The sequence below is a fragment of the Aeromonas sp. FDAARGOS 1415 genome (assembly GCF_019048365.1).
In the GTDB taxonomy this organism is placed as follows: Bacteria; Pseudomonadota; Gammaproteobacteria; order Enterobacterales; family Aeromonadaceae; genus Aeromonas; species Aeromonas taiwanensis.
Map to the genome: position 1 here is coordinate 2791828 of NZ_CP077363.1, position 17965 is coordinate 2809792.

19 protein-coding genes are annotated in these 17965 nt (G+C 64.2%); 5 read left to right on the top strand and 14 right to left on the bottom strand.

The features are described from left to right. Positions 1 to 124 precede the first annotated feature (124 nt). The gene (glnS, locus tag I6L45_RS13315) at positions 125 to 1786 is read left to right on the top strand and encodes a glutamine--tRNA ligase (RefSeq protein WP_216982295.1); all 1662 of its coding nucleotides are present in this window, start codon (positions 125 to 127) and stop codon (positions 1784 to 1786) included. Positions 1787 to 1888: 102 nt separating this feature from the next. Here glnS and fur read toward each other — a convergent pair whose 3' ends face one another. Continuing rightward, the gene (gene fur / locus I6L45_RS13320; protein WP_042077333.1) at positions 1889 to 2317 is read right to left on the bottom strand and encodes a ferric iron uptake transcriptional regulator; all 429 of its coding nucleotides are present in this window, start codon (positions 2315 to 2317) and stop codon (positions 1889 to 1891) included. A 232-nt stretch (positions 2318 to 2549) separates the two neighbouring features. On the opposite strand from fur, the gene I6L45_RS13325 reads away from it, so the two are divergent. Continuing rightward, entirely contained in the window at positions 2550 to 3029 is a 480-nt protein-coding gene (locus I6L45_RS13325) for a DUF4442 domain-containing protein (RefSeq protein ID WP_167576649.1), read from the top strand. Between the two features lie 67 nt (positions 3030 to 3096). Here I6L45_RS13325 and fldA read toward each other — a convergent pair whose 3' ends face one another. From fldA to I6L45_RS13345, 4 genes are read right to left on the bottom strand one after another with little or no spacing between them, the layout of a single operon-like run. Beyond that, positions 3097 to 3621 (bottom strand): flavodoxin FldA, encoded by a 525-nt coding sequence (fldA, locus tag I6L45_RS13330; protein WP_134695517.1) that lies wholly within the window; start codon positions 3619 to 3621, stop codon positions 3097 to 3099. 40 nt (positions 3622 to 3661) lie between these two features. Continuing rightward, positions 3662 to 3958: a LexA regulated protein gene (gene ybfE, locus I6L45_RS13335; protein WP_005325670.1), complete on the bottom strand. Its 297-nt coding sequence runs from the start codon at positions 3956 to 3958 to the stop codon at positions 3662 to 3664. 20 nt (positions 3959 to 3978) lie between these two features. Further along, the gene (locus I6L45_RS13340; protein WP_043761836.1) at positions 3979 to 4200 is read right to left on the bottom strand and encodes a DUF2788 domain-containing protein; all 222 of its coding nucleotides are present in this window, start codon (positions 4198 to 4200) and stop codon (positions 3979 to 3981) included. Between the two features lie 55 nt (positions 4201 to 4255). After that, positions 4256 to 5020, bottom strand: coding sequence for an alpha/beta fold hydrolase (locus tag I6L45_RS13345; RefSeq protein ID WP_216984210.1), 765 nt, complete (start codon positions 5018 to 5020; stop codon positions 4256 to 4258). 290 nt (positions 5021 to 5310) lie between these two features. Here I6L45_RS13345 and seqA point away from each other — a divergent pair, with 290 nt between their 5' ends. Both seqA and pgm read left to right on the top strand, forming a co-directional pair. Further along, positions 5311 to 5820, top strand: a complete 510-nt coding sequence (gene seqA / locus I6L45_RS13350; RefSeq protein ID WP_216982296.1) for a replication initiation negative regulator SeqA — start codon at positions 5311 to 5313, stop codon at positions 5818 to 5820. Between the two features lie 53 nt (positions 5821 to 5873). Continuing rightward, on the top strand, positions 5874 to 7523 hold the full coding sequence (gene pgm / locus I6L45_RS13355) for a phosphoglucomutase (alpha-D-glucose-1,6-bisphosphate-dependent) (RefSeq protein WP_216982297.1): 1650 nt from the start codon (positions 5874 to 5876) through the stop codon (positions 7521 to 7523). 73 nt (positions 7524 to 7596) lie between these two features. Here pgm and I6L45_RS13360 read toward each other — a convergent pair whose 3' ends face one another. After that, on the bottom strand, positions 7597 to 8478 hold the full coding sequence (locus I6L45_RS13360; protein WP_216982298.1) for a DMT family transporter: 882 nt from the start codon (positions 8476 to 8478) through the stop codon (positions 7597 to 7599). A 94-nt stretch (positions 8479 to 8572) separates the two neighbouring features. On the opposite strand from I6L45_RS13360, the gene I6L45_RS13365 reads away from it, so the two are divergent. After that, on the top strand, positions 8573 to 9055 hold the full coding sequence (locus I6L45_RS13365; protein WP_216982299.1) for a MarR family winged helix-turn-helix transcriptional regulator: 483 nt from the start codon (positions 8573 to 8575) through the stop codon (positions 9053 to 9055). A gap of 46 nt (positions 9056 to 9101) precedes the next feature. On the opposite strand, the gene mltB is transcribed toward I6L45_RS13365, so the two are convergent. The 8 genes from mltB to I6L45_RS13405 all read right to left on the bottom strand — a co-directional run bounded on the left by mltB (position 9102) and on the right by I6L45_RS13405 (position 17892). Beyond that, positions 9102 to 10199 (bottom strand): lytic murein transglycosylase B, encoded by a 1098-nt coding sequence (gene mltB / locus I6L45_RS13370; protein ID WP_134695515.1) that lies wholly within the window; start codon positions 10197 to 10199, stop codon positions 9102 to 9104. 108 nt (positions 10200 to 10307) lie between these two features. Beyond that, complete coding sequence (locus I6L45_RS13375) at positions 10308 to 10910, bottom strand: CDP-alcohol phosphatidyltransferase family protein (protein ID WP_134695514.1); 603 nt, start codon at positions 10908 to 10910, stop codon at positions 10308 to 10310. 2 nt (positions 10911 to 10912) lie between these two features. Then, entirely contained in the window at positions 10913 to 11566 is a 654-nt protein-coding gene (locus I6L45_RS13380) for an ATP-binding cassette domain-containing protein (protein WP_216982300.1), read from the bottom strand. Between the two features lie 16 nt (positions 11567 to 11582). Then, complete coding sequence (locus tag I6L45_RS13385) at positions 11583 to 13256, bottom strand: ABC transporter permease (protein WP_216982301.1); 1674 nt, start codon at positions 13254 to 13256, stop codon at positions 11583 to 11585. Continuing rightward, positions 13256 to 14440: an ABC transporter substrate-binding protein gene (locus I6L45_RS13390; RefSeq protein ID WP_216982302.1), complete on the bottom strand. Its 1185-nt coding sequence runs from the start codon at positions 14438 to 14440 to the stop codon at positions 13256 to 13258. Before I6L45_RS13390 ends, I6L45_RS13385 begins: the two co-directional genes overlap by 1 nt. A 17-nt stretch (positions 14441 to 14457) precedes the next feature. Continuing rightward, the gene (locus tag I6L45_RS13395) at positions 14458 to 16608 is read right to left on the bottom strand and encodes an FAD-dependent oxidoreductase (protein WP_216982303.1); all 2151 of its coding nucleotides are present in this window, start codon (positions 16606 to 16608) and stop codon (positions 14458 to 14460) included. Then, positions 16605 to 17192, bottom strand: coding sequence for a carboxymuconolactone decarboxylase family protein (locus I6L45_RS13400; RefSeq protein WP_216982304.1), 588 nt, complete (start codon positions 17190 to 17192; stop codon positions 16605 to 16607). The genes I6L45_RS13395 and I6L45_RS13400 overlap by 4 nt, the downstream gene beginning before the upstream one ends. Then, on the bottom strand, positions 17182 to 17892 hold the full coding sequence (locus I6L45_RS13405; RefSeq protein ID WP_216982305.1) for a DUF1499 domain-containing protein: 711 nt from the start codon (positions 17890 to 17892) through the stop codon (positions 17182 to 17184). The genes I6L45_RS13400 and I6L45_RS13405 overlap by 11 nt, the downstream gene beginning before the upstream one ends. Positions 17893 to 17965 lie beyond the last annotated feature (73 nt).

Sequence of the window (17965 nt, forward strand, 5' to 3'; positions counted from 1 at the left end):
CCGGATCGACCAAATTCAGGTTGAGGCAGGGCGCGTAATGAGGGATCATACCCGGCTTGACGGCGGGGGGTTGAGGGTGCCAGCCGGCACAACTTCCGCCAGTGACGCTTTTTTGAGGTGAGCCATGAGTCAGGCGAACAGCCCAACTAACTTTATTCGTCAGATCATTGATGAAGATCTGGCCAGCGGTAAGCACACCCATGTGCATACCCGTTTTCCGCCGGAGCCGAACGGTTATCTCCATATCGGCCACGCCAAATCCATCTGCCTGAACTTCGGCATCGCCCGTGACTATCAGGGCCAGTGCAACCTGCGCTTCGACGACACCAACCCGGCGAAGGAGGACATCGAGTTCGTGGAGTCCATCAAGCAGGACGTCCAGTGGCTCGGCTTCCAGTGGAGCGGCGAGATCTGCTACTCCTCCGACTATTTCCACAAGCTGCACGGTTACGCCATCGAGCTCATCGAGAAGGGGCTGGCCTATGTGGACGAACTGACCCCGGAGCAGATGCGCGAATACCGTGGCACCCTGACCGCCCCGGGCAAGAACAGCCCGTTCCGCGATCGCAGCGTGGAAGAGAACCTGGCCCTGTTCGCCAAGATGAAGAGCGGCGAGATGGCCGAGGGCAGCGCCTGCCTGCGCGCCAAGATCGACATGGCATCCCCCTTCATGGTGATGCGCGACCCCGTCATCTATCGCATCAAGTTTGCCCACCACCACCAGACCGGTGACGAGTGGTGCATCTACCCGATGTACGACTTTACCCACTGCATCTCGGACGCCCTGGAGGGGATCACCCACTCCCTGTGCACCCTGGAATTCCAGGACAACCGCCGTCTCTATGACTGGGTGCTGGACAATATCTCCATCGAGTGCCACCCCCGTCAGTACGAGTTCTCCCGTCTGAACCTCGAATACACCGTCATGTCCAAGCGCAAGCTGAATCTGCTGGTGACCGAGGGGCACGTGAGCGGTTGGGACGATCCGCGCATGCTGACCGTTTCCGGGCTGCGTCGCCGCGGCTATACCCCGGCCTCCATCCGCGAGTTCTGCAAGCGCATCGGCGTGACCAAGCAGGACAACATCGTCGAGATGAGCATGCTGGAAGCCTGCATCCGCGACGATCTCAACGAGAACGCGCCGCGCGCCATGGCCGTGCTGCACCCGGTGAAGGTGGTGATCGAGAACCTGGCGGCCGACGAGGTGCTGACCGCGCCGGCGCACCCGAACAAGCCGGAGATGGGGACCCGTGAGCTGCACTTCTCCCGCGAGATCTTCATCGACGAGGCGGACTTCAAAGAGGAAGCCAACAAGCAGTTCAAGCGTCTGGTGCTGGGCAAGGAAGTGCGCCTGCGCAACGCCTATGTCATCAAGGCCGAGCGCATCGAGAAGGACGCCGACGGCAAGGTCACCTGCATCTACTGCTCTTACGATGCCGACACCCTGGGCAAGGATCCGGCGGACGGTCGCAAGGTGAAAGGGGTGATCCACTGGGTCAGCGCCACTCACTCCCTGCCGGCCGAAGTGCGCCTCTACGATCGCCTGTTCAAGGTGCCGAACCCGGGTGCCGAAGAGGACTTCGAGGCGGCTCTCAACCCCGAGTCCCTGGTGATCATCGCCGGTGCACGCGTGGAAGCCTCCCTCAAGGACGCCAAGCCGGAGTCTGCCTACCAGTTCGAGCGTGAAGGCTACTTCTGCGCCGACAACAAGCTCTCCAGCCCGGAACACCTGGTGTTCAACCGTACCGTCGCCCTGCGCGACGTCTGGGGCAAGGCCGAAGCCTGATAGACGAAAGGGCAGGGGAGACCCTGCCACTTCTGATCCGGATTGCGGACACAAAAAAGCCAGCGTGATGCTGGCTTTTTTATATTGCGCTAACCGGGGCGATCACTCGTCGTGCTTGCAGTCTCCGTTGGCGCAGTGGCCGTACAGGTAGAGGCTGTGGTTGGTCAGGCGGATGTTGTGCGCCTTGGCGATGTCGCGTTGACGTTGCTCGATCACCTCGTCGGAGAACTCGATCACCTTGCCGCAGTCGAGGCAGACCAGGTGGTCGTGGTGCTCCTGGGTGGCCAGCTCGAACACCGACTTGCCCCCTTCGAAGTGGTGGCGGGTGACGATACCGGCATCATCAAACTGGTTGAGAACGCGATAGACGGTAGCGAGACCAATCTCCTCACCCTGATCGATCAGCCGTTTGTACAGATCTTCCGCACTGGTGTGCTGGCAGTCCGGCTGTTGCAGGATTTCCAGGATCTTGACGCGGGGCAGGGTGATCTTGAGCCCGGCCTTTTTTAACGCTTGGTTGTTGTCTGCCATATTCTATGTATTCGCATTCTCGAAGGTGTGGTTATTCTGATTGACTGCCGAGGGAATGGCAACCACGAACTCGTATGGCCTGTCATTATAGGTCGTAGCCAAGTTAAAAATAAACCCAGCAATTCAATGGGTTTAGCACATTTCCCCCGCCGGGAGATTAATCCGGCCCGCTTGCTCCGCCAGAGAATGTTGATACTATGTGATCTCTTTATAATCTGGTCGGATGAGATCCATGGATTGGCTTTTTGGCAACGCAGCCTGGGTGCGCTGCGCCCTCAACGCCTGGCCCCCCTTCTGGGGCGCCGGCATCAAGATAGAGACCCTGAGCCCCGATTTTCGCTTCTGCCGGGTGACGCTCAAGTCCCGCTGGTGGAACAAGAATGCCAACCGGACCCAGTTCGGCGGCAGCATGTTTGCCATGACGGATCCCATCTATCCGCTGATGCTGATGGGCCATTTCAAGAACCGCTACTACGTCTGGGACAAGGCGGGCAGCATCAACTTCATCAAGCCCGGCAAGGGCAAGCTGGTGGCGGAGTTCACCCTGACCGACGGCAAGCTGGCCGCCATCGTGGCCGCGACTGAGGGGGGCGACAAGCACTTCCCCGAGTTCGAGGTGACGGTGCAGGACAGCCAAGGCGAGCTGGTTGCCCAGGTCAAGCGGACGCTCTACGTGCGGGCCAGGCCGGAGCACAGGCAAGGCGCAGAGTGACGCCGATGCAGAGACAGAAACAACAAGGGCCCCGACGGGGCCCTTGTTGCATGGAAGGGGAGGGAGATCACTCCAGCTCGCTCAGGCACATCTCTTCGTGCAGCTGCTTGCACCAGCCCTTGACGCGCTCGGCGGTCAGCTCCGGCTGGCGATCCTCGTCGATGCCGAGGCCGACGAAGTGCTTGTCATCCACCAGGGCCTTGGAGGCTTCGAACTCGTAACCGGCGGTCGGCCAGTTACCGATGATGATGGCGCCCTTGGCTTCGACGATGTCACGCAGGGTGCCCATGGCGTCGAGGAAGTACTCGGCATAGTCTTCCTGATCGCCGCACCCGAAGATGGCGACCAGCTTGTTGGTGAAGTCGATCTCTTCGAGCTCGGGGAAGAAGTCGTCCCAATCGGCCTGGGCCTCGCCGTAGTACCAAGTCGGGATACCGAACATCAGCAGATCGAAGCTGTCGATGTCGGCCTTGCTGCTCTTGGCAATGTCACGGACTTCAATCAGTTGCTTGCCCAGTTCTTTCTGGATCATCTTGGCGACAGCTTCGGTATTACCGGTATCGCTGCCGAAAAACAGACCTACACTAGCCATAGTGTTTAGTTACCCGTATCTGGTGTTGATTCTTAACGGTTCAGATTGCGATGCCTGCTGCGTGAGCAGACTCAATCTGTTGCTTCAGGATAGATTGGATCAGCTCGGCTCGGCTGACGTTCTGTTGCAGCGCAAGTTGGTTCAGGCGCTCCAGCAACTCGGCTTCCACCTTCAACTCGACCCGCTTCAGCCCGTTCTCCCGATCGCGCTTGAGCTGGTTGCGCTTGTTGATCTTGAGCTGGGTCTCACGGGGGAGTGGGTTGGTCTTTGGCCTGCCGGGGCGCTTCTCAGTTGCGAACAGATCCAGTGTTGTTCGATCAGTTTGCTGTTTGGCCATACATCACAGATGAAAAGTAGTTAGCCGATCCCTGAGCCTTCCCAGCCCATTTCGATCAGCCCCTTGGCGACAAAACCCGCGCAACCCAGAAACAGCACCAGCCAGACGACGAAGCGGCCAAACCGGGGCACGTTGCCGCGTTTGAGCACATCGTGAATGGCCAGACCAATCAGCAGGAAGATGGCCACGAAGAACAGTTTCAGGCCCAGACTCTCGATGAGATCGATGTGTTCACTCAGCATGGATTGCGCGCACTCCTAATGACGGGCGCACTATATCACAAAGGATTTGAAACTGTTAACCGCCTGTCGACAGGAAATCCACAACCAGTTTGTTAAACAAAACCGGCTTTTCCGCGTGCAGCCAGTGACCGGTGCCGGCGATGATGCGGGCCTTGGCGGCGGGGAACTGGGCCATCGCGGTCCCGGTGTATTCGGGCTGCATATAGTCGGACTCTCCCCCCTTGATGAAGAGCGTCGGGCCTTCGAAGCGGCGTTCATCGTCGGGCCAGCCCATGATGTTGGCGTAGTTGCGCTCAAGGGCCGGCACATTGAAGCGCCAACCCCAGCCTGACTCCCCTTTGGCGAAGGACTTGAGCAGGAACTGGCGTACCCCGGGGATCCCGATGTGCTCGGCCAGGATGGCTTCCGCCTCCCTGCGGCTTTGAGGAGCATGCTCGAGCGTGGCGTTGAGACCGGCGAAGACATCCTTGTGGCGGGCGTGGGGATAGGCCACGGGGGCGATGTCGGCCACCACCAGCTTGGCGACGCGCGTCGTCGCCTGCTTGGCGAGCTGCATGGCGACCTTGCCGCCCATGGAGTGGCCCACCAGGGCGACCTTATCGAGCCCCAGGAAGTCCAGCAGGGCGAGGACGTCTGCCGCCTGGGCCGGGTAGCTCATCTCGTCGTTGTGGAAGGAGGCGCCATGGTTGCGCAGATCGACGCTGATGACCCTGTATTGCTCGCCGAGCGGGCGCGCCAGCAGGCCCAGATTGTCCAGGCTGCCGAACAGGCCGTGGATCAGAACGACGGCAGGACCCTCTCCCTGATCCTTGAAGTTCAATCGTGAATGTTGTTGCAAAATGACACCTTGTCGGTCGTGGGCGATGTCGCCATATTTTTTAACATACTGAAAGAAAAGGATTTCACTCCGACATGGGGATATTTTTTGTGGTTTTTTTTCAAAAAAATCCTCCAAGATCGGTTATCAGTGCGGGGGATCACACACTTGGCCCGTCATTATGCCGTATTCTCGGGGAGATTCATGCACATCTGCCAGCCCCTCCCTTGGGCTGCCGGGTCTGCCTATGTATAATCGCCGCATCCGAATTTCGACGAGTCCAGCGCATCCTTATGAAAACCATCGAGCTTGATGACGATCTCTACTTCTTTATCGCGAGCCAGACCCGGCACATCGGCGAGAGTGCGTCCGATATCCTGCGTCGCCTGCTGGAGCAACCGGCCCAGACCCGGACGGCGACCGTGACGGCGGCCCCCGCAGTCCAGCCGCAGCCCGTGGCCGATGCCATGGGACTGGAGGCCCTGCTGGATTCCGGAGCGTTGCAGAAAGAAGAGAAGTCCATCAACCGCTTCATGCTGGTATTGAGCACCCTCTACCGGGACAACCCGGAGGGCTTCACCCAGGCGACCGAGATAAAGGGGCGCAAGCGCGTCTATTTCTCCCGTGACCCCGAGGCGCTGCGAGCCAGTGGCAGCACCACCAAGCCCAAGCAGGTGCCACAAACCCCGTTCTGGGTGATCACCAACACCAATACCAGTCGCAAGCAGAACATGGTGGCCCAGCTGATGAGCAGCATGGGGTATGACGAGGATCTGACGGCTCGGGTGTGCGGCGCCGTTTAACGCATCAACGACTCAAGGCCTTGCCGGGCAAGGCTCAGCACAAGGAAAACCCCATGGCACAGCATCCTCACGCCGGTCAGCCGGCTCGTCTTTGCGATCTGACCAACATCCCCCGTCTGGTCAGCGCCTACTACCTCAACAAGCCGGACATGAGCCGCCCCGAGCAGCGGGTCGCCTTCGGTACCTCAGGCCACCGTGGCAGTGCCCTGCACAGTGCCTTTACCGAATCCCATATCCTGGCGGTGACCCAGGCCCTGGTGGAGTACCGCCAGCAGGCCGGTATCACTGGGCCGCTGTTTGTGGGCATGGATACCCACGCTCTGTCCGAGTCCGCCTTTGCCAGCGCGGTGGAAGTGCTGGCGGCCAACGGTGTCGAGACCCGCATCCAGGCCGGCCTCGGCTTCACGCCGACCCCGGTCATCTCTCACGCCATCCTGCGCCACAATGCAGGCAAACCGGCGGCCCTGGCGGACGGCGTGGTGATCACCCCGTCCCACAACCCGCCGGAAGACGGTGGCTTCAAGTACAACCCGCCCCACGGCGGCCCCGCGGAAGGGGAGATCACCAAGTGGGTGGAGGATCGCGCCAACGCGATTCTGGAAGCGAACCTGGCCGGCGTGAAGCGCATGCCGTTCGCCGAGGCCTTGGCGAGCGAGTTCGTGGTGGAACACGACTATGTCACCCCCTATGTGGATGATCTGGAGAACGTGCTGGACCTGGCCGCCATCAAGCAGGCCGGCATCAAGATCGGGGTGGACCCGCTCGGTGGCTCCGGCGTCGCCTACTGGGACGTCATTGCCAAGCGTTACGATCTCGACATCGAGGTGGTGAACTACAAGGTGGATCCGACCTTCTCCTTCATGACCCTGGACAAGGATGGCAAGATCCGGATGGACTGCTCCAGTCCGTTCGCCATGGCGGGTCTGATCGCCCTCAAGGACAAGTTCGACATTGCCCTTGGCAACGATCCGGACTACGACCGTCACGGCATCGTCACCCAGGCTGGGCTGATGAACCCGAACCACTACCTGGCGGTGGCCATCCAGTATCTGTTCACCCACAGAACCGGTTGGGCGAAGGAGGCGGCCGTCGGCAAGACGCTGGTCTCCTCTTCCATGATCGACCGGGTCGCCGGCGAGATTGGCCGCACCCTGAAAGAGGTGCCGGTCGGCTTCAAGTGGTTCGTGGACGGTCTCTACAGCGGCGAGTTCGGCTTTGGCGGCGAGGAGAGCGCGGGCGCTTCCTTCCTGCGCAAGGACGGCACCGTCTGGACCACCGACAAGGATGGTTTCATCCTGGCGCTGCTGGCCGCCGAGATCCTGGCCGTCACCGGCAAGGATCCCCAGGCCCATTACGACGCCCTGGAAGCCAAGTTTGGCCGTTCCAGCTACCGCCGCATCGACGCCCCGGCCAACAGTGCCCAGAAGGCGGTGCTCTCCAAGCTGGATCCGGCGCTGGTGGAGGCTTCCATGCTGGCGGGTGACCCCATCACCGCCAAGCTGACCAAGGCCCCCGGCAACGACGCCGCCATCGGCGGTCTCAAGGTCGTGACCGAGCATGGTTGGTTCGCGGCGCGCCCCTCCGGCACCGAGTCCATCTACAAGATCTACATGGAAAGCTTCAAGGGGGAGGCACACCTGGATCTCATCCAGCAGGAGGCCCAGCAGATTGTCTCCGCTGCCCTGGCCAAGGCCGGCGTCTGACCCTTCTGGCATCAACCCAAGTGAAAGAGGAGCCCCGGTGGCTCCTCTTTTTTTATGTCGGGTTGATCGCAGATCAGCCGTTGTCGACGCCGCCGGTGGCGGCCTTGCGGTTCTGCCAGCGCTTGAGGAAGGGACGGGCAGGCAGCTTCATCAGGAAGAGAGAGAGCAGGATCACCGCGATGCCGAGCCACTGCCGGCCGTCCAGTGTCTCGCCCACCAGCAGCACGCCGCCTGAGACCGCCACCATGGGGTTGGTGAGGGCCAGCATGCCCATCACCTCGGGGCCGTGGCGCTTGAGCCCCCAGAGCCAGGCCCAGTAGGCGAGCGCCGTATTGAGCAGCACCAGCCAGAGCAGTCCCGGGGTGCTGGCGGCATGGGGCAGGGGCATGGGGCCCGCCAGCCACCAGGCGAGCGGGATCAGCATCAGGCCGCCCAGCAGCAGCTGCCAGGCGGTCAGTGCCAGCAGATCGCTCACCGGCCAGCGTTGCATCCAGCGGCTGGACTGACCGATGAGAACGGTGGCGAGCAGGGCGCAGGCCACGCCGACGGGATCCAGATTGGCGGAGGGGTTGAGCAGCAGGAGTACACCGACCAGCCCCATCAGGCCCAGCAGCAGCCACTTGAGGGTCGGCCGCTTGCCATCCTGCAGCCAGGCCAGCGCCATCAGGATGAGGGGCAGGGTGGCGCCCAGGGTGCCCGCCACGGCGCCGGGTAGGCGGAAGGCAGCCACGAACAGCAGGGCGAAGAAGGCGGTGATGTTGCAAAACGCCAGCAGGAACTGGCGGTTCCAGCTGAGGGGCGGCCAGCGCGGATGCAGCATCAGCAGCAACACACCGGCGGGCAGGGCTCGCCACACGGCCACCCAGTAGGGCGAGTAGTCGGTCAGGTAGAGACTGACGACGGCATAGGTGCTGCCCCACAGCAGGGGGGCGAGCAGGGCGATCAGCAGCGGCATGGTTGCCTCACAAAAAAGTATCTTTAAGGAAAGATAAACTAGCCGCGAGTTGGTTTATTATCAAGTATCTTCATGAAAAGATAATGGAGCCAAGATGGAGACAGATCACGTAGACCAGCTGTTGGGGCAGTGGGCCCGGCAGCGGCCGGATCTCGACTGCAGCCCCATGGGGGTGTTTGGGCGGGTGGCGCGCATGGCGGCCATCGCCGGGCGCGAGATCAATGACGAGCTGAAGGAGTGCGGCCTGCTGGGGTCGGACTTCGACATTCTGGCGACCCTGCGCCGGGCCGATGAGGCACTCACTCCCACGGCGCTCTACCAGTCCGCCATGCTCACCTCGGGGGCCATGACGGCCCGGCTCGACAAGCTGGCCGAGCGGGGCCTCATCGAGCGTCAGGCCGCTCCGAGCGACAGGCGAAGCCTCTTGGTCTGCCTGACGGCAGAGGGGCGGGAGCTCATCGATGTGGCGGTGGCGCGGCACGTCGCCAACGAGCGCCGCCTGCTGGCTCCCCTGAGCGAGGGCGAACAGGTGCAACTGGCAGCCCTGCTCAAACGCTGGCTGCTGGAGAACGAATAGCAAAACGGGCCCATGGGGCCCGTTTTCACATCGGCAAGGGGGGGCCTCAATAGCCGCCCCTGGCCTCCTTGGCCGCCAGCCCCAGCTGCCAGACCGCCATGGCGTAGTGGGTGCTGTGGTTGTAGCGGGTGATGGCGTAGAAGTTCGGCAGACCGTACCAGTACTGGTAGCCGGTGCCCACGTCCAGACGCAGCAGGCTCGCCTCCTTGTGGTTGCCCAGATTGCCGGTCGGCGCCAGGCCGGCGCCACGCAGGGTGGCCACGGGGTAGCGGGTCTGGAAGCCGTGTTCATAGCCGGGCAGCTGGCCCTGACCGCGCACCGCCACCGGCTGCCCCTTCTCCCAGCCATGGGCCTTGAAGTAGTTGGCCACGCTGCCGATGGCATCCACCGGATCCCAGAGGTTGGTGTGGCCGTTGCCGTCAAAGTCCACCGCATAGCGCTGGAAGCTGGAGGGCATGAACTGGCCGTAGCCCATGGCTCCGGCGTAGGAGCCCTGGGGCTCGGTGGGGTCTATCCCCTCGTCCCGGGCCATCACCAGGAAGGCCTCCAGCTCGCTCGTGAAGAAGTCGGCGCGGCGCGGATAGTCGAACGCCAGGGTCGCCAGGGCATCCAGGATGCGGGTCTTGCCCATTACTCGACCCCAGCGGGTCTCCACCCCGATGATGCCGACGATGATCTCCGGCGGCACGCCGTAGATCTGCTGGGCGCGGTTGAGCTCGCTCTCGTATTCGCGCCAGAAGCTGACGCCGTTTTGCACGTTGTCCGGGGTGATGAACTTGGCGCGGTAGCGATTCCAGGCGCCGGTCGGGCCGGTAGGCGGCGTGGTGGTAGGCGCCTGGGCGTCCATCAGCTTGATGATCCAGTCATAGCGCTGCGCCTGCGCCAGCAACTGGTGCAGCTCGGCGCCGTTGAAGCCGTGCTTGGAGACCATGCGCTGCACGAAGTTGTCCACATTGCTGCGGTTGGCGAAGTCCCCCCTGCTGACGCCCGGCTGGCTCACCTGCCCGTAGAAGGGTTTGCTCGGCGGTGTCTGGTTGATGAAAGCGCTGTTGGGCTGGGGTTTGACCACGGGCTTGGGGGCCGGGGTGCTGCTGCAGCCATAGAGCAGGGGAAACAGGGAGAGGAGACAGACAAGGCGACGCATAAGGTTCTCGTGAGCCTGAAAAAGAGTGCCGTCATGGTAAAACATTGGCGTCCATGCGCAAGTGCTCCGTGCAGTGGCACACCCTCTTTCCCACTGTCTCCCGCCTCCTCAACGCAGGGTGTGATAGCCGCTCCAGAGCCGGGTCAGGGTGGTGATGAGGCAGAGCAGGGCAAAGCCGTAAGCGAGGGACGCAAAACCGGTGGGCCACAGACACATCAAGACGAACAGGGCGATGGTCTCGCTCCCCTCGGTCAACCCTCCGAGGTAATAGAGCGACTTGTGGTGATAGACGGGGTTATCGATCCCCCGCTTGCCCGCCATGATGGCGAAGGCGAGAAAACTCGAGCCCGTGCCCATGAAGGCAAACAGCAGGGTGGCAGCGGGCAGGGCGTTGGCGGGGTCGGCGAGGGCGAACCCCAGCACCACGGCGGCGTAAAAGATGAAGTCGAGGGTGATGTCGAGAAAGCCGCCGCAGTCGGTGATCCCCGTCTCCCGTGCCACGGCGCCATCCAGCCCGTCCAGCATGCGATTGAGCAGGATGGCGAGCAGTGCCCAGAGATAAAGGTTGAAGGCCAGCAGCGGCAGCGCCAGCATGCCGATGGCAAAGCCGGTGAGACTCACCTGGTTGGCGCTGATCCCCATGCGCCGCAAGGGTCTGGCCAGCCGGGTGAGGGGGCTGCGAATGACGGGGATGAGGTAGCGATCGAACAAGGTCAGGATCCTCGGGAAACAGGGATGGAAAGGGTGAGGTCGAGGATGGTGCCGGGCGCATCCTCTTCGTCGTGAGTGACCAGGATGGCGGGGATCGCCAGCATCCTTATCTGCTCGAACACCAGGGCGCGAAATGCCGCCCGCAGCGGCTTGTCGAGGCGGGAGAAAGGCTCGTCCAGCAGCAGGGCTTGCGGTTCGGCCAGCAGGGCCCGCAGCAGGCTGACGCGTGCCTTCTGGCCGCCGGAGAGCGACCCCGGCAGCTTGTCTGCCTGATCCGCCAGCGCCACCTGTGCCAGGGCCTCCAGCGCTTTCGCCCGCCGGGCGCCGCTTCCCTTGAGGGAGGCGGGCATGCCGAACATCAGGTTCTCGGCCACCGTCAGGTGGGCAAACAGCAGGTCATCCTGAAACAGCATGCCGATGCGCCTCGCCTGCGGGGGCAGCGGGGTGAGCCGTCGCTCGCCGAGCCGGATCTCCCCCTCCAGCCGAAGGGGCCCCCCGGGGGGCAGGATGCCCGCCAGCGCCGCCAGCAACGAGCTCTTGCCGCAGCCACTGGGTCCCATCAGGGTCAGCACCTCGCCGGGGGCGATGGCGAGCGCGGGTAACGACAGCAAGGGCGCTTGCCCAAGGTAGAGGTGAAGGGGTGTGGTGCTTAGCATCGAGACGTTCCCGTGTTTATCGGGCGCCCTTGAGCGCCGGGTTGAGGCGACCTGGCAGCCAGAGCGCCAGCAGATAGATTGCCAGTGGCAGGAGCAGTTGCAACAGGCCGTAGAGCCCGGCCAGCCGCCGGTTGAGGCCGCTGCCGATGGCCACCGCCTCCGTGGTGATGGTGACCACCCGGCCTGCGCCAAACAACAGGGTCGGCAGATATTGGGCGAGGCTCACTGCCGCTCCCACCGCGAACGAGAAAAGCAGCGGACGGGCCAGCAGGGGCCCCTTCACCCGCCACCAGGTGCGCCAGGGGCTGGCGCCGAGCAAGAGCGCCGTCTGGGTGAGACGGGGATCGAACTGGCGATAGGGACCGTGCAAACAGAGATAGACGTAGGGAAACACGAACAGCAGCTGGCTCCAGAGCACCCAGCCCCAGCCAATCCCGCCACCCAGCCAGTCGAGCCCGAGCCGGATGCCAAACAGCAGGCTGGCCTGGGGCAGCAGCAACGGCAGGCAGATGAGCCAGAGCGGCCAGGGGCGACGCCCCTGCTGCGCCTCCAGACTCAATACCACCAGCAGCAGGGCCAGCGCCGCGCCCGCCAGGGCCAGCAGGGCGCTGTCGACGAGCAGGGGCATCAGGTCCGGCAGCAGCTCCAGCCAGTGCTGGCCGCTCCACTGGCTTGGCCACAGATCAGGGAAGGACCAGCGCCGCGCCAGCGACCAGAGCAGCAGGGCCGCCAGCACCGCCAGGTTGATGGCAAACAGGGCGGCCACACAGAGGCCGGCCAGCCTGGCCGCCAGGGGGCGCGATCCGCGGCGCTGTCCGTCGAGCCAGAGCTGCTTGCCATACCGCTGATGAGCCCACTCCAGCAGGCGCAACGCCGCCAGCAGCAACAGGCTGATGGCCAGCAGCAGCAGGGCGCCGCTGGCGGTGACGCCGCGCCAGCCAAGATCCGGATCCTGATACCAGAGCCACAGCCTGACTGCCAGCGGAGCGGGGGCATCCGGGCCCAGCAGCTGGGCGAGATCCACCACCGCCACCCCGTAGGCGGCGACCGCATAGAGGGGCAGGCGCAGGGCGGGCCAGAGGGCGGGCAGCAGCAGACGCCACCAGATCTGGGGGGCGCTGAAGCCCAGGCTCGCCCCGAGCCACTGCTGGCGCGCCAGTTTGGCGGGCTCCAGGGCCGCCAGCGCCATCAACAGCAGAAACGGCGTCTCCTTCATGATGAGGGCCAGGATCAGGCCAAGCCCCCAGGGATCCCGGATGGTCTGCCAATCGGGGGGAAACTCGAACCCGGTCAGGGAGGGAGAGACGAGGCGTAGCAGCCAGCCGGAGGGGGCGAGCAGAAAGGCAAAGCCGATGGCGAAGGCGACGTGGGGCAGGGCCAGCAGGGGGGAGAGCAGGCGGCGCAGCCAGCGAAAACAGGGGCGCTCGTCACCCTGCTGACCGCTTTGCGCCAGCAGCAGGGCGGTCAGCAGCAGGCTGCCGAGGGTCGAGGCCGTGCCAATCCACAGGCTCAGGGCCGCCGAGTGCCAGAGTCCGGGCTGGGCCAGCAGGCGATGAAGGTTTAGCTGGCTTAGCCCGCTGCCCAGCAGTTGCCACAGCCCCGCCAGCACGGGCGCCGCCAGCAGGAGGGCGCAAGCGCAGGTGAAGAGGGGACGCCAGCCTGGCAGCCGGTTGTCGGTGGTTGATGGCATCAGTGGCCGTAACGTTCGGCCCAGGCTGCTTCAAGCCTGAGTTGCCAGCTGGGGTGGGGCTCTGCCACCGCCTTGAAGCGCAGGGCCGGCGTCTGGCTGGCCGAGGCGGGCAGGGCGTCGGTCCGCAGCACGCTGGGATCGCCCCAGAAGGCGGGATCGGCCTTGCGTGCCTGGGCTGCCGGGCTTAGCAGAAAATTGACCGCCACCTTGGCCCCGGCACGGGCGCTAGCGTTGAACGGAATGGCGAGAAAGTGGCTGTTGGTGAGCGCCCCCTTTGCCATGGCCACCGCGACCACGCCAGGTGGCAGGGCACCGTTTTGCACCGCGCTCTGGGCCTCTCCCGGGTTGAAGCTGATGGCCATGGCCAGCTCGCCGTCATCCAGCAGCTGGCGGGTCTCGGCGGCGCTGGCAGGAAACAGCTTGCCCTTGCGCCAGAGAGCCGGGTGCAGGGCATCGAGCCAGGTCCAGAGGGGCGCCGTCAGACGCTCAAACGCGGCATCAGTCGCCTCCCGATAGAGGGGGGCGGAATCCGGGGTGAGCTCCAGCAGGATTTGCTTGAGAAAGCTCGAGCCGTGGAACTGGGGTGGCTTGGGATAGGTGAAGCGGCCGGGGTTGGCCCTGGCCCAGGCGAGCAGGGCGGCGGCCGAGGTGGGGGGCGTGGCGACCTCCTCTCCGTTGACCATCAGGTTGAGCTGGCCTATGCCCCAGGGGGCCTCGAGCCCCGCTACCGGCACGGTGAAGTCCTCACTCACCGGCAGATTCATATCCACTAACGCCATGTTGGGCAGCTCCCCGGTGAACGGCACCCCCAGCAGCCCCTGTTCCTTGAGCGCCTTGAAATTCTCGCCATTGACCCAGAGCAGATCGATGGGGCCGCCTGCGAGCTTGCCCGCCTGTTTATTGGCAAGCAGCTGGCTGACGCTCTGGGCGATATCATCCACCTTGACCTGCACCAGCCTGACCCCGTACTGACGCTCGAGCTCCTGCCCGGCCCAGACCAGATAGCCGTTGATCTCCGGGCTGCCGCCCCAGGCGTTGAAGTAAACAGTCTGGCCCTTGGCCTCGTCCAGCGTCTGCTGCCAGCGGGCATCGGGGGCCGGGTTCTCGCCGGCAAGCAGGGAGCCGCTTGCCAGCAGGGGCAGGGCGCAGACCAGGGTTTTGAGCAGGGGCAGGGTCTTGAACATGAATGTCACCTAAGGGATCAGGCGCCGCGGCGCCAGCTGTGATAACGGGCCAGCAGGGCCAGGATGCGGGTGGGCTGGTGGGCCCGTTTCCACTCGCCGGCCACGTATTTGTTCCCCTCCATCAGGGTGGGATAGGCGTGGATGGTTGCGAGGATCTTGCCAAGCCCCAGCTTGTGGCGCATGGCGAGGACGAACTCGGCGATCCGCTCGCCGGCGTGAGTGCCCACTATGGTGGCACCCAGGATCTTGTCGTTGCCCGGCACGGTCAGCACCTCGACAAAGCCTTCGCGCTCACCGTCGGCGATGGCGCGATCGAGCTCGGCCAGGTCGAAGCGGGTCGCCTCGAATGCAATGCCCTGCGCCTCGGCCTCCTTGCGATTGAGGCCAACACGGGCAATTTCTGGCGTGGTGTAGGTAGCCGCCGGGATCACCCGGTAGTCGGCGCGAAAGCGCTTGAACTGGCCGAACAGGGCGTTGACGGCGGCATACCAGGCCTGATGGGCGGCAAAGTGGGTGAACTGGTAGGGGCCGGCCACGTCCCCCACCGCCAGAATGCTGGGGTAGTTGGTGGCCAGAAAGCCATCGACCGCGACTGTGCCGCGCGGCGCCAGCGTGACCCCCAGCTCCTCCAGCCCGAAGCCGCTCACGTTGGCAACCCGGCCGAGGGCCAGCAGCAGCTGATCCCCTTCGATTACTTGGGTCTCGTCCCCCCGGCGCAGGTGCAGCCGGATGGGCAGCCCATCCTCCATGGCTTGGTATTGCGCCCGCTCGGCGCGCCAGCCGGTGAGAAGGGTGACGCCGTCCCGTTCCATCTGGTGGCGCAGCGCCTCGGCCACTTCCCGCTCCTCTCGCGGCAACAGCTGATCGGCCAGCTCCACCAAAGTGACGGGGATGCCGAGCAGGGCGAAGCTCTGGGCCAGCTCGCAGCCGATGGGGCCGCCGCCGAGCACCAGCAGGCGGCGCGGCGGGGTGCGCAGCTGCCAGAGAGTGTCCGAGGTGAGATAGGGGACGTCGCCAAGGCCAGGCACATCGGGTACCAGCGGTCTGGCGCCGGTGGCGATGACCACGTGGCGGGTGGTGAGGCGCCGGCCGTTGACGTCGACCTCCCAGGGGGAGACCAGCCGCGCCGCCCCCTCGATGCACTCCACCCCCAGCCCCTGGTAACGCTCGACGGAGTCGTGAGGCTCGACCTCTCTGATCACCCGGGCGACCCGCGCCATCACGGCGGCAAAATCGGCCTCGCTCCGGCTCGGGCTAAAGCCGAGCTCGCCCGCCTTGCGCTGCTCGGCAGCAAAGCGGGCGGCACGGATCAGCGCCTTGGAGGGGACACAGCCGGTGTTGAGGCAATCTCCCCCCATTTTGTGTTTTTCAATCAGGGCCACTTTGGCCTTCACCGCCGCGGCGATATAGCTGGTGACCAGGCCGCCGGCGCCGGCACCGATCACCACCAGGTTGTAGTCGTAGCGGATCGGCTTTTGATAAGGGGCGTGCAGGCGGCGCAGGGCGAGCCTGCGTTGCAGCCCCCGCATCAGCCAGGGCATGAGGCCGAGCAGGGTCAGGGCCGCCACCAGGCCGGGGGAGAGGATGTTGCCCGTGCTGGTGAGGGTGGCCAGCTCGCTGCCCGCCAGCACATAGACGAAGGTGCCCGGCAGCATGCCGAGCTGGCTCACCCAGTAGTAGGTACTGACTCTGATGGGGGTCAGCCCCATCACCAGGTTGACCAGGAAGAAGGGGAAGAGGGGGATGAGGCGCAGGCTCAGCAGATAGAAGGGGCCATCCTTTGCCATGCCGGTCTGAAAGGTGGCCAGCTTGTCACCAAAGCGCGCGCTGACCCAGTCCCGCAGCAGGAACCGGGCACTGAGAAACGCCAGGGTGGCGCCGAGCGAGCTGGCAAAGGAGACCAGCAAGAGCCCCCACGCCACGCCAAAGACCGCGCTGCCCGCCAGGGTGAGCAGGCTGGCCCCCGGCAGGGAGAGGGCGGTGCTGAGCACATAGATCACCAGAAACAGCAGGCTGGCCGCGACAAAATGGCGGTCGACCCAGAGCGCCAGGCTCTCCTGGCGAGCCTGCAACTGGGAGAGACTCAGATAGTGGCCGAGATCGAACGCGAAAAAGGCGCCGATGAGGCAGCCCATCACCAGCAGAAGCAGCAGACGGGCTCGCGTCATTTGGCGTCCTTGTCGGCGTTGGCATCGGTCGGGCGCACGGGCTGCACCGGCAGCTGGCAGAAGCCCTGGGGAGCGATGTCGAGGGCGGCGTTGAACTTGGCCGACATGTTCTGGAAGGCGATGAGGCCGGTGAGCTCCACCATGGCGTCGTCATCGAACCAGGGCTTGAGGCGGGCAACCTGCGCATCGCTTACCCCGTCCAGCCCGGTCATGGCCTCGGCGTAGTCGAGCACGGCTCTTTCTCGCTCGTCGAACAAGGGGCTTTCTCGCCACTCGGCCAGGGCTTCCACCTTGTCGCTGGAGCCGGCTCGCTTGATGAGGGTCATGGCGTTGATGTCGACGCAGAAACGGCACCAGTTGAGCTGGGAGACCCGCACCGTCACCAGGGAGCGCAGCACGGGATCGATGGGAGAGCGTTTGCGGTTGATGACGCCATAGAGGGTCGCCACGGCGGCGAACAGGCGGGGGGAGCGGCCCCAGCACTTGCCGGGGATCAGCACCTGGCCGTAGTTGCGCTTCTGCAGCCAGAAGAAGGGGCGGATGAACCAGGCATAGGCACTGTCCGGCTTGACCTCAATGCGCATTTTGTTCCTCTTGAAGTTTTTGCATCTTGGGCTTGTAGGCGCCCCCCAGCCGTTCGTTGAGCCGGTTCAGGAAGTCCAGGATCCGTGCCCGGTTGGCCCCTAGATCGCTGCGCCCCTGACGGGAGGCGGAGCGCATGTCGATGCGGGTCTCTTTCGGTCCGGCGAAGACCCGCAGCGCCACGTCATCCTGAAAACCGAACCAGCTCGTGGTGACGACGGCATCCAGGCCGTCCGGACTCGGGTGCACCTGCCAGCCGAGCTCCGTCATCAGCTCATCCGCCTCGGCGATCACCTCGGCGGGAGAGGCGCGGGTATAGAGAGGACCGGGGTTGCCGGGAAAAACTTGCAGGGGAGGGACGCTGACGGGGAGATCCTGCGCCGTTCTCAGCTGCGCGGCCCACTGGAGGCGGGGAGGGTGGTAGGGATCCGTGCTGACGTCGTTGGTGAGCGGCGAGCGCAAGGCCTGAACAATGAACAGCAGGGGCAACAGCAGGGGGGCGATGCCCCAGGCATCGGGCCACAGGTTGGCGGTACGGCGATAGCGCCAGGGCAGGCGCAGCAGCAGCCACAGGCTGATCAGGGCGCTCGCGAGGCAGAGGGTGAAACCGAGCCACCAGGGCCAGAGGTGGGCACGACTGCCAAGGGCGCCCCCAAGGGGCAGCAACCAGGCCAGCAGGGGCCACCACAAAGAGCTGTGCATAAGAAGGATCCACTGGTCAGGATGGAACTATGCCCAGAGGATAAACTTAATTGACTGATAACGTTAGTAAATT

Bases quoted from the DNA above. Each gene is read 5' to 3' on its own strand.
- I6L45_RS13325 (WP_167576649.1), top strand. From the start codon at position 2,550: ATGGATTGGCTTTTTGGCAACGCAGCCTGGGTGCGCTGCGCCCTCAAC.
- I6L45_RS13390 (WP_216982302.1), bottom strand. From the start codon at position 14,440: ATGTTCAAGACCCTGCCCCTGCTCAAAACCCTGGTCTGCGCCCTGCCC.
- I6L45_RS13365 (WP_216982299.1), top strand. From the start codon at position 8,573: ATGGAGACAGATCACGTAGACCAGCTGTTGGGGCAGTGGGCCCGGCAG.
- I6L45_RS13400 (WP_216982304.1), bottom strand. From the start codon at position 17,192: ATGCGCATTGAGGTCAAGCCGGACAGTGCCTATGCCTGGTTCATCCGC.
- ybfE (WP_005325670.1), bottom strand. From the start codon at position 3,958: ATGGCCAAACAGCAAACTGATCGAACAACACTGGATCTGTTCGCAACT.
- I6L45_RS13405 (WP_216982305.1), bottom strand. From the start codon at position 17,892: ATGCACAGCTCTTTGTGGTGGCCCCTGCTGGCCTGGTTGCTGCCCCTT.
- pgm (WP_216982297.1), top strand. From the start codon at position 5,874: ATGGCACAGCATCCTCACGCCGGTCAGCCGGCTCGTCTTTGCGATCTG.
- fur (WP_042077333.1), bottom strand. From the start codon at position 2,317: ATGGCAGACAACAACCAAGCGTTAAAAAAGGCCGGGCTCAAGATCACC.
- I6L45_RS13385 (WP_216982301.1), bottom strand. From the start codon at position 13,256: ATGCCATCAACCACCGACAACCGGCTGCCAGGCTGGCGTCCCCTCTTC.
- I6L45_RS13340 (WP_043761836.1), bottom strand. From the start codon at position 4,200: ATGCTGAGTGAACACATCGATCTCATCGAGAGTCTGGGCCTGAAACTG.
- mltB (WP_134695515.1), bottom strand. From the start codon at position 10,199: ATGCGTCGCCTTGTCTGTCTCCTCTCCCTGTTTCCCCTGCTCTATGGC.
- glnS (WP_216982295.1), top strand. From the start codon at position 125: ATGAGTCAGGCGAACAGCCCAACTAACTTTATTCGTCAGATCATTGAT.
- I6L45_RS13380 (WP_216982300.1), bottom strand. From the start codon at position 11,566: ATGCTAAGCACCACACCCCTTCACCTCTACCTTGGGCAAGCGCCCTTG.
- I6L45_RS13395 (WP_216982303.1), bottom strand. From the start codon at position 16,608: ATGACGCGAGCCCGTCTGCTGCTTCTGCTGGTGATGGGCTGCCTCATC.
- I6L45_RS13360 (WP_216982298.1), bottom strand. From the start codon at position 8,478: ATGCCGCTGCTGATCGCCCTGCTCGCCCCCCTGCTGTGGGGCAGCACC.
- fldA (WP_134695517.1), bottom strand. From the start codon at position 3,621: ATGGCTAGTGTAGGTCTGTTTTTCGGCAGCGATACCGGTAATACCGAA.
- seqA (WP_216982296.1), top strand. From the start codon at position 5,311: ATGAAAACCATCGAGCTTGATGACGATCTCTACTTCTTTATCGCGAGC.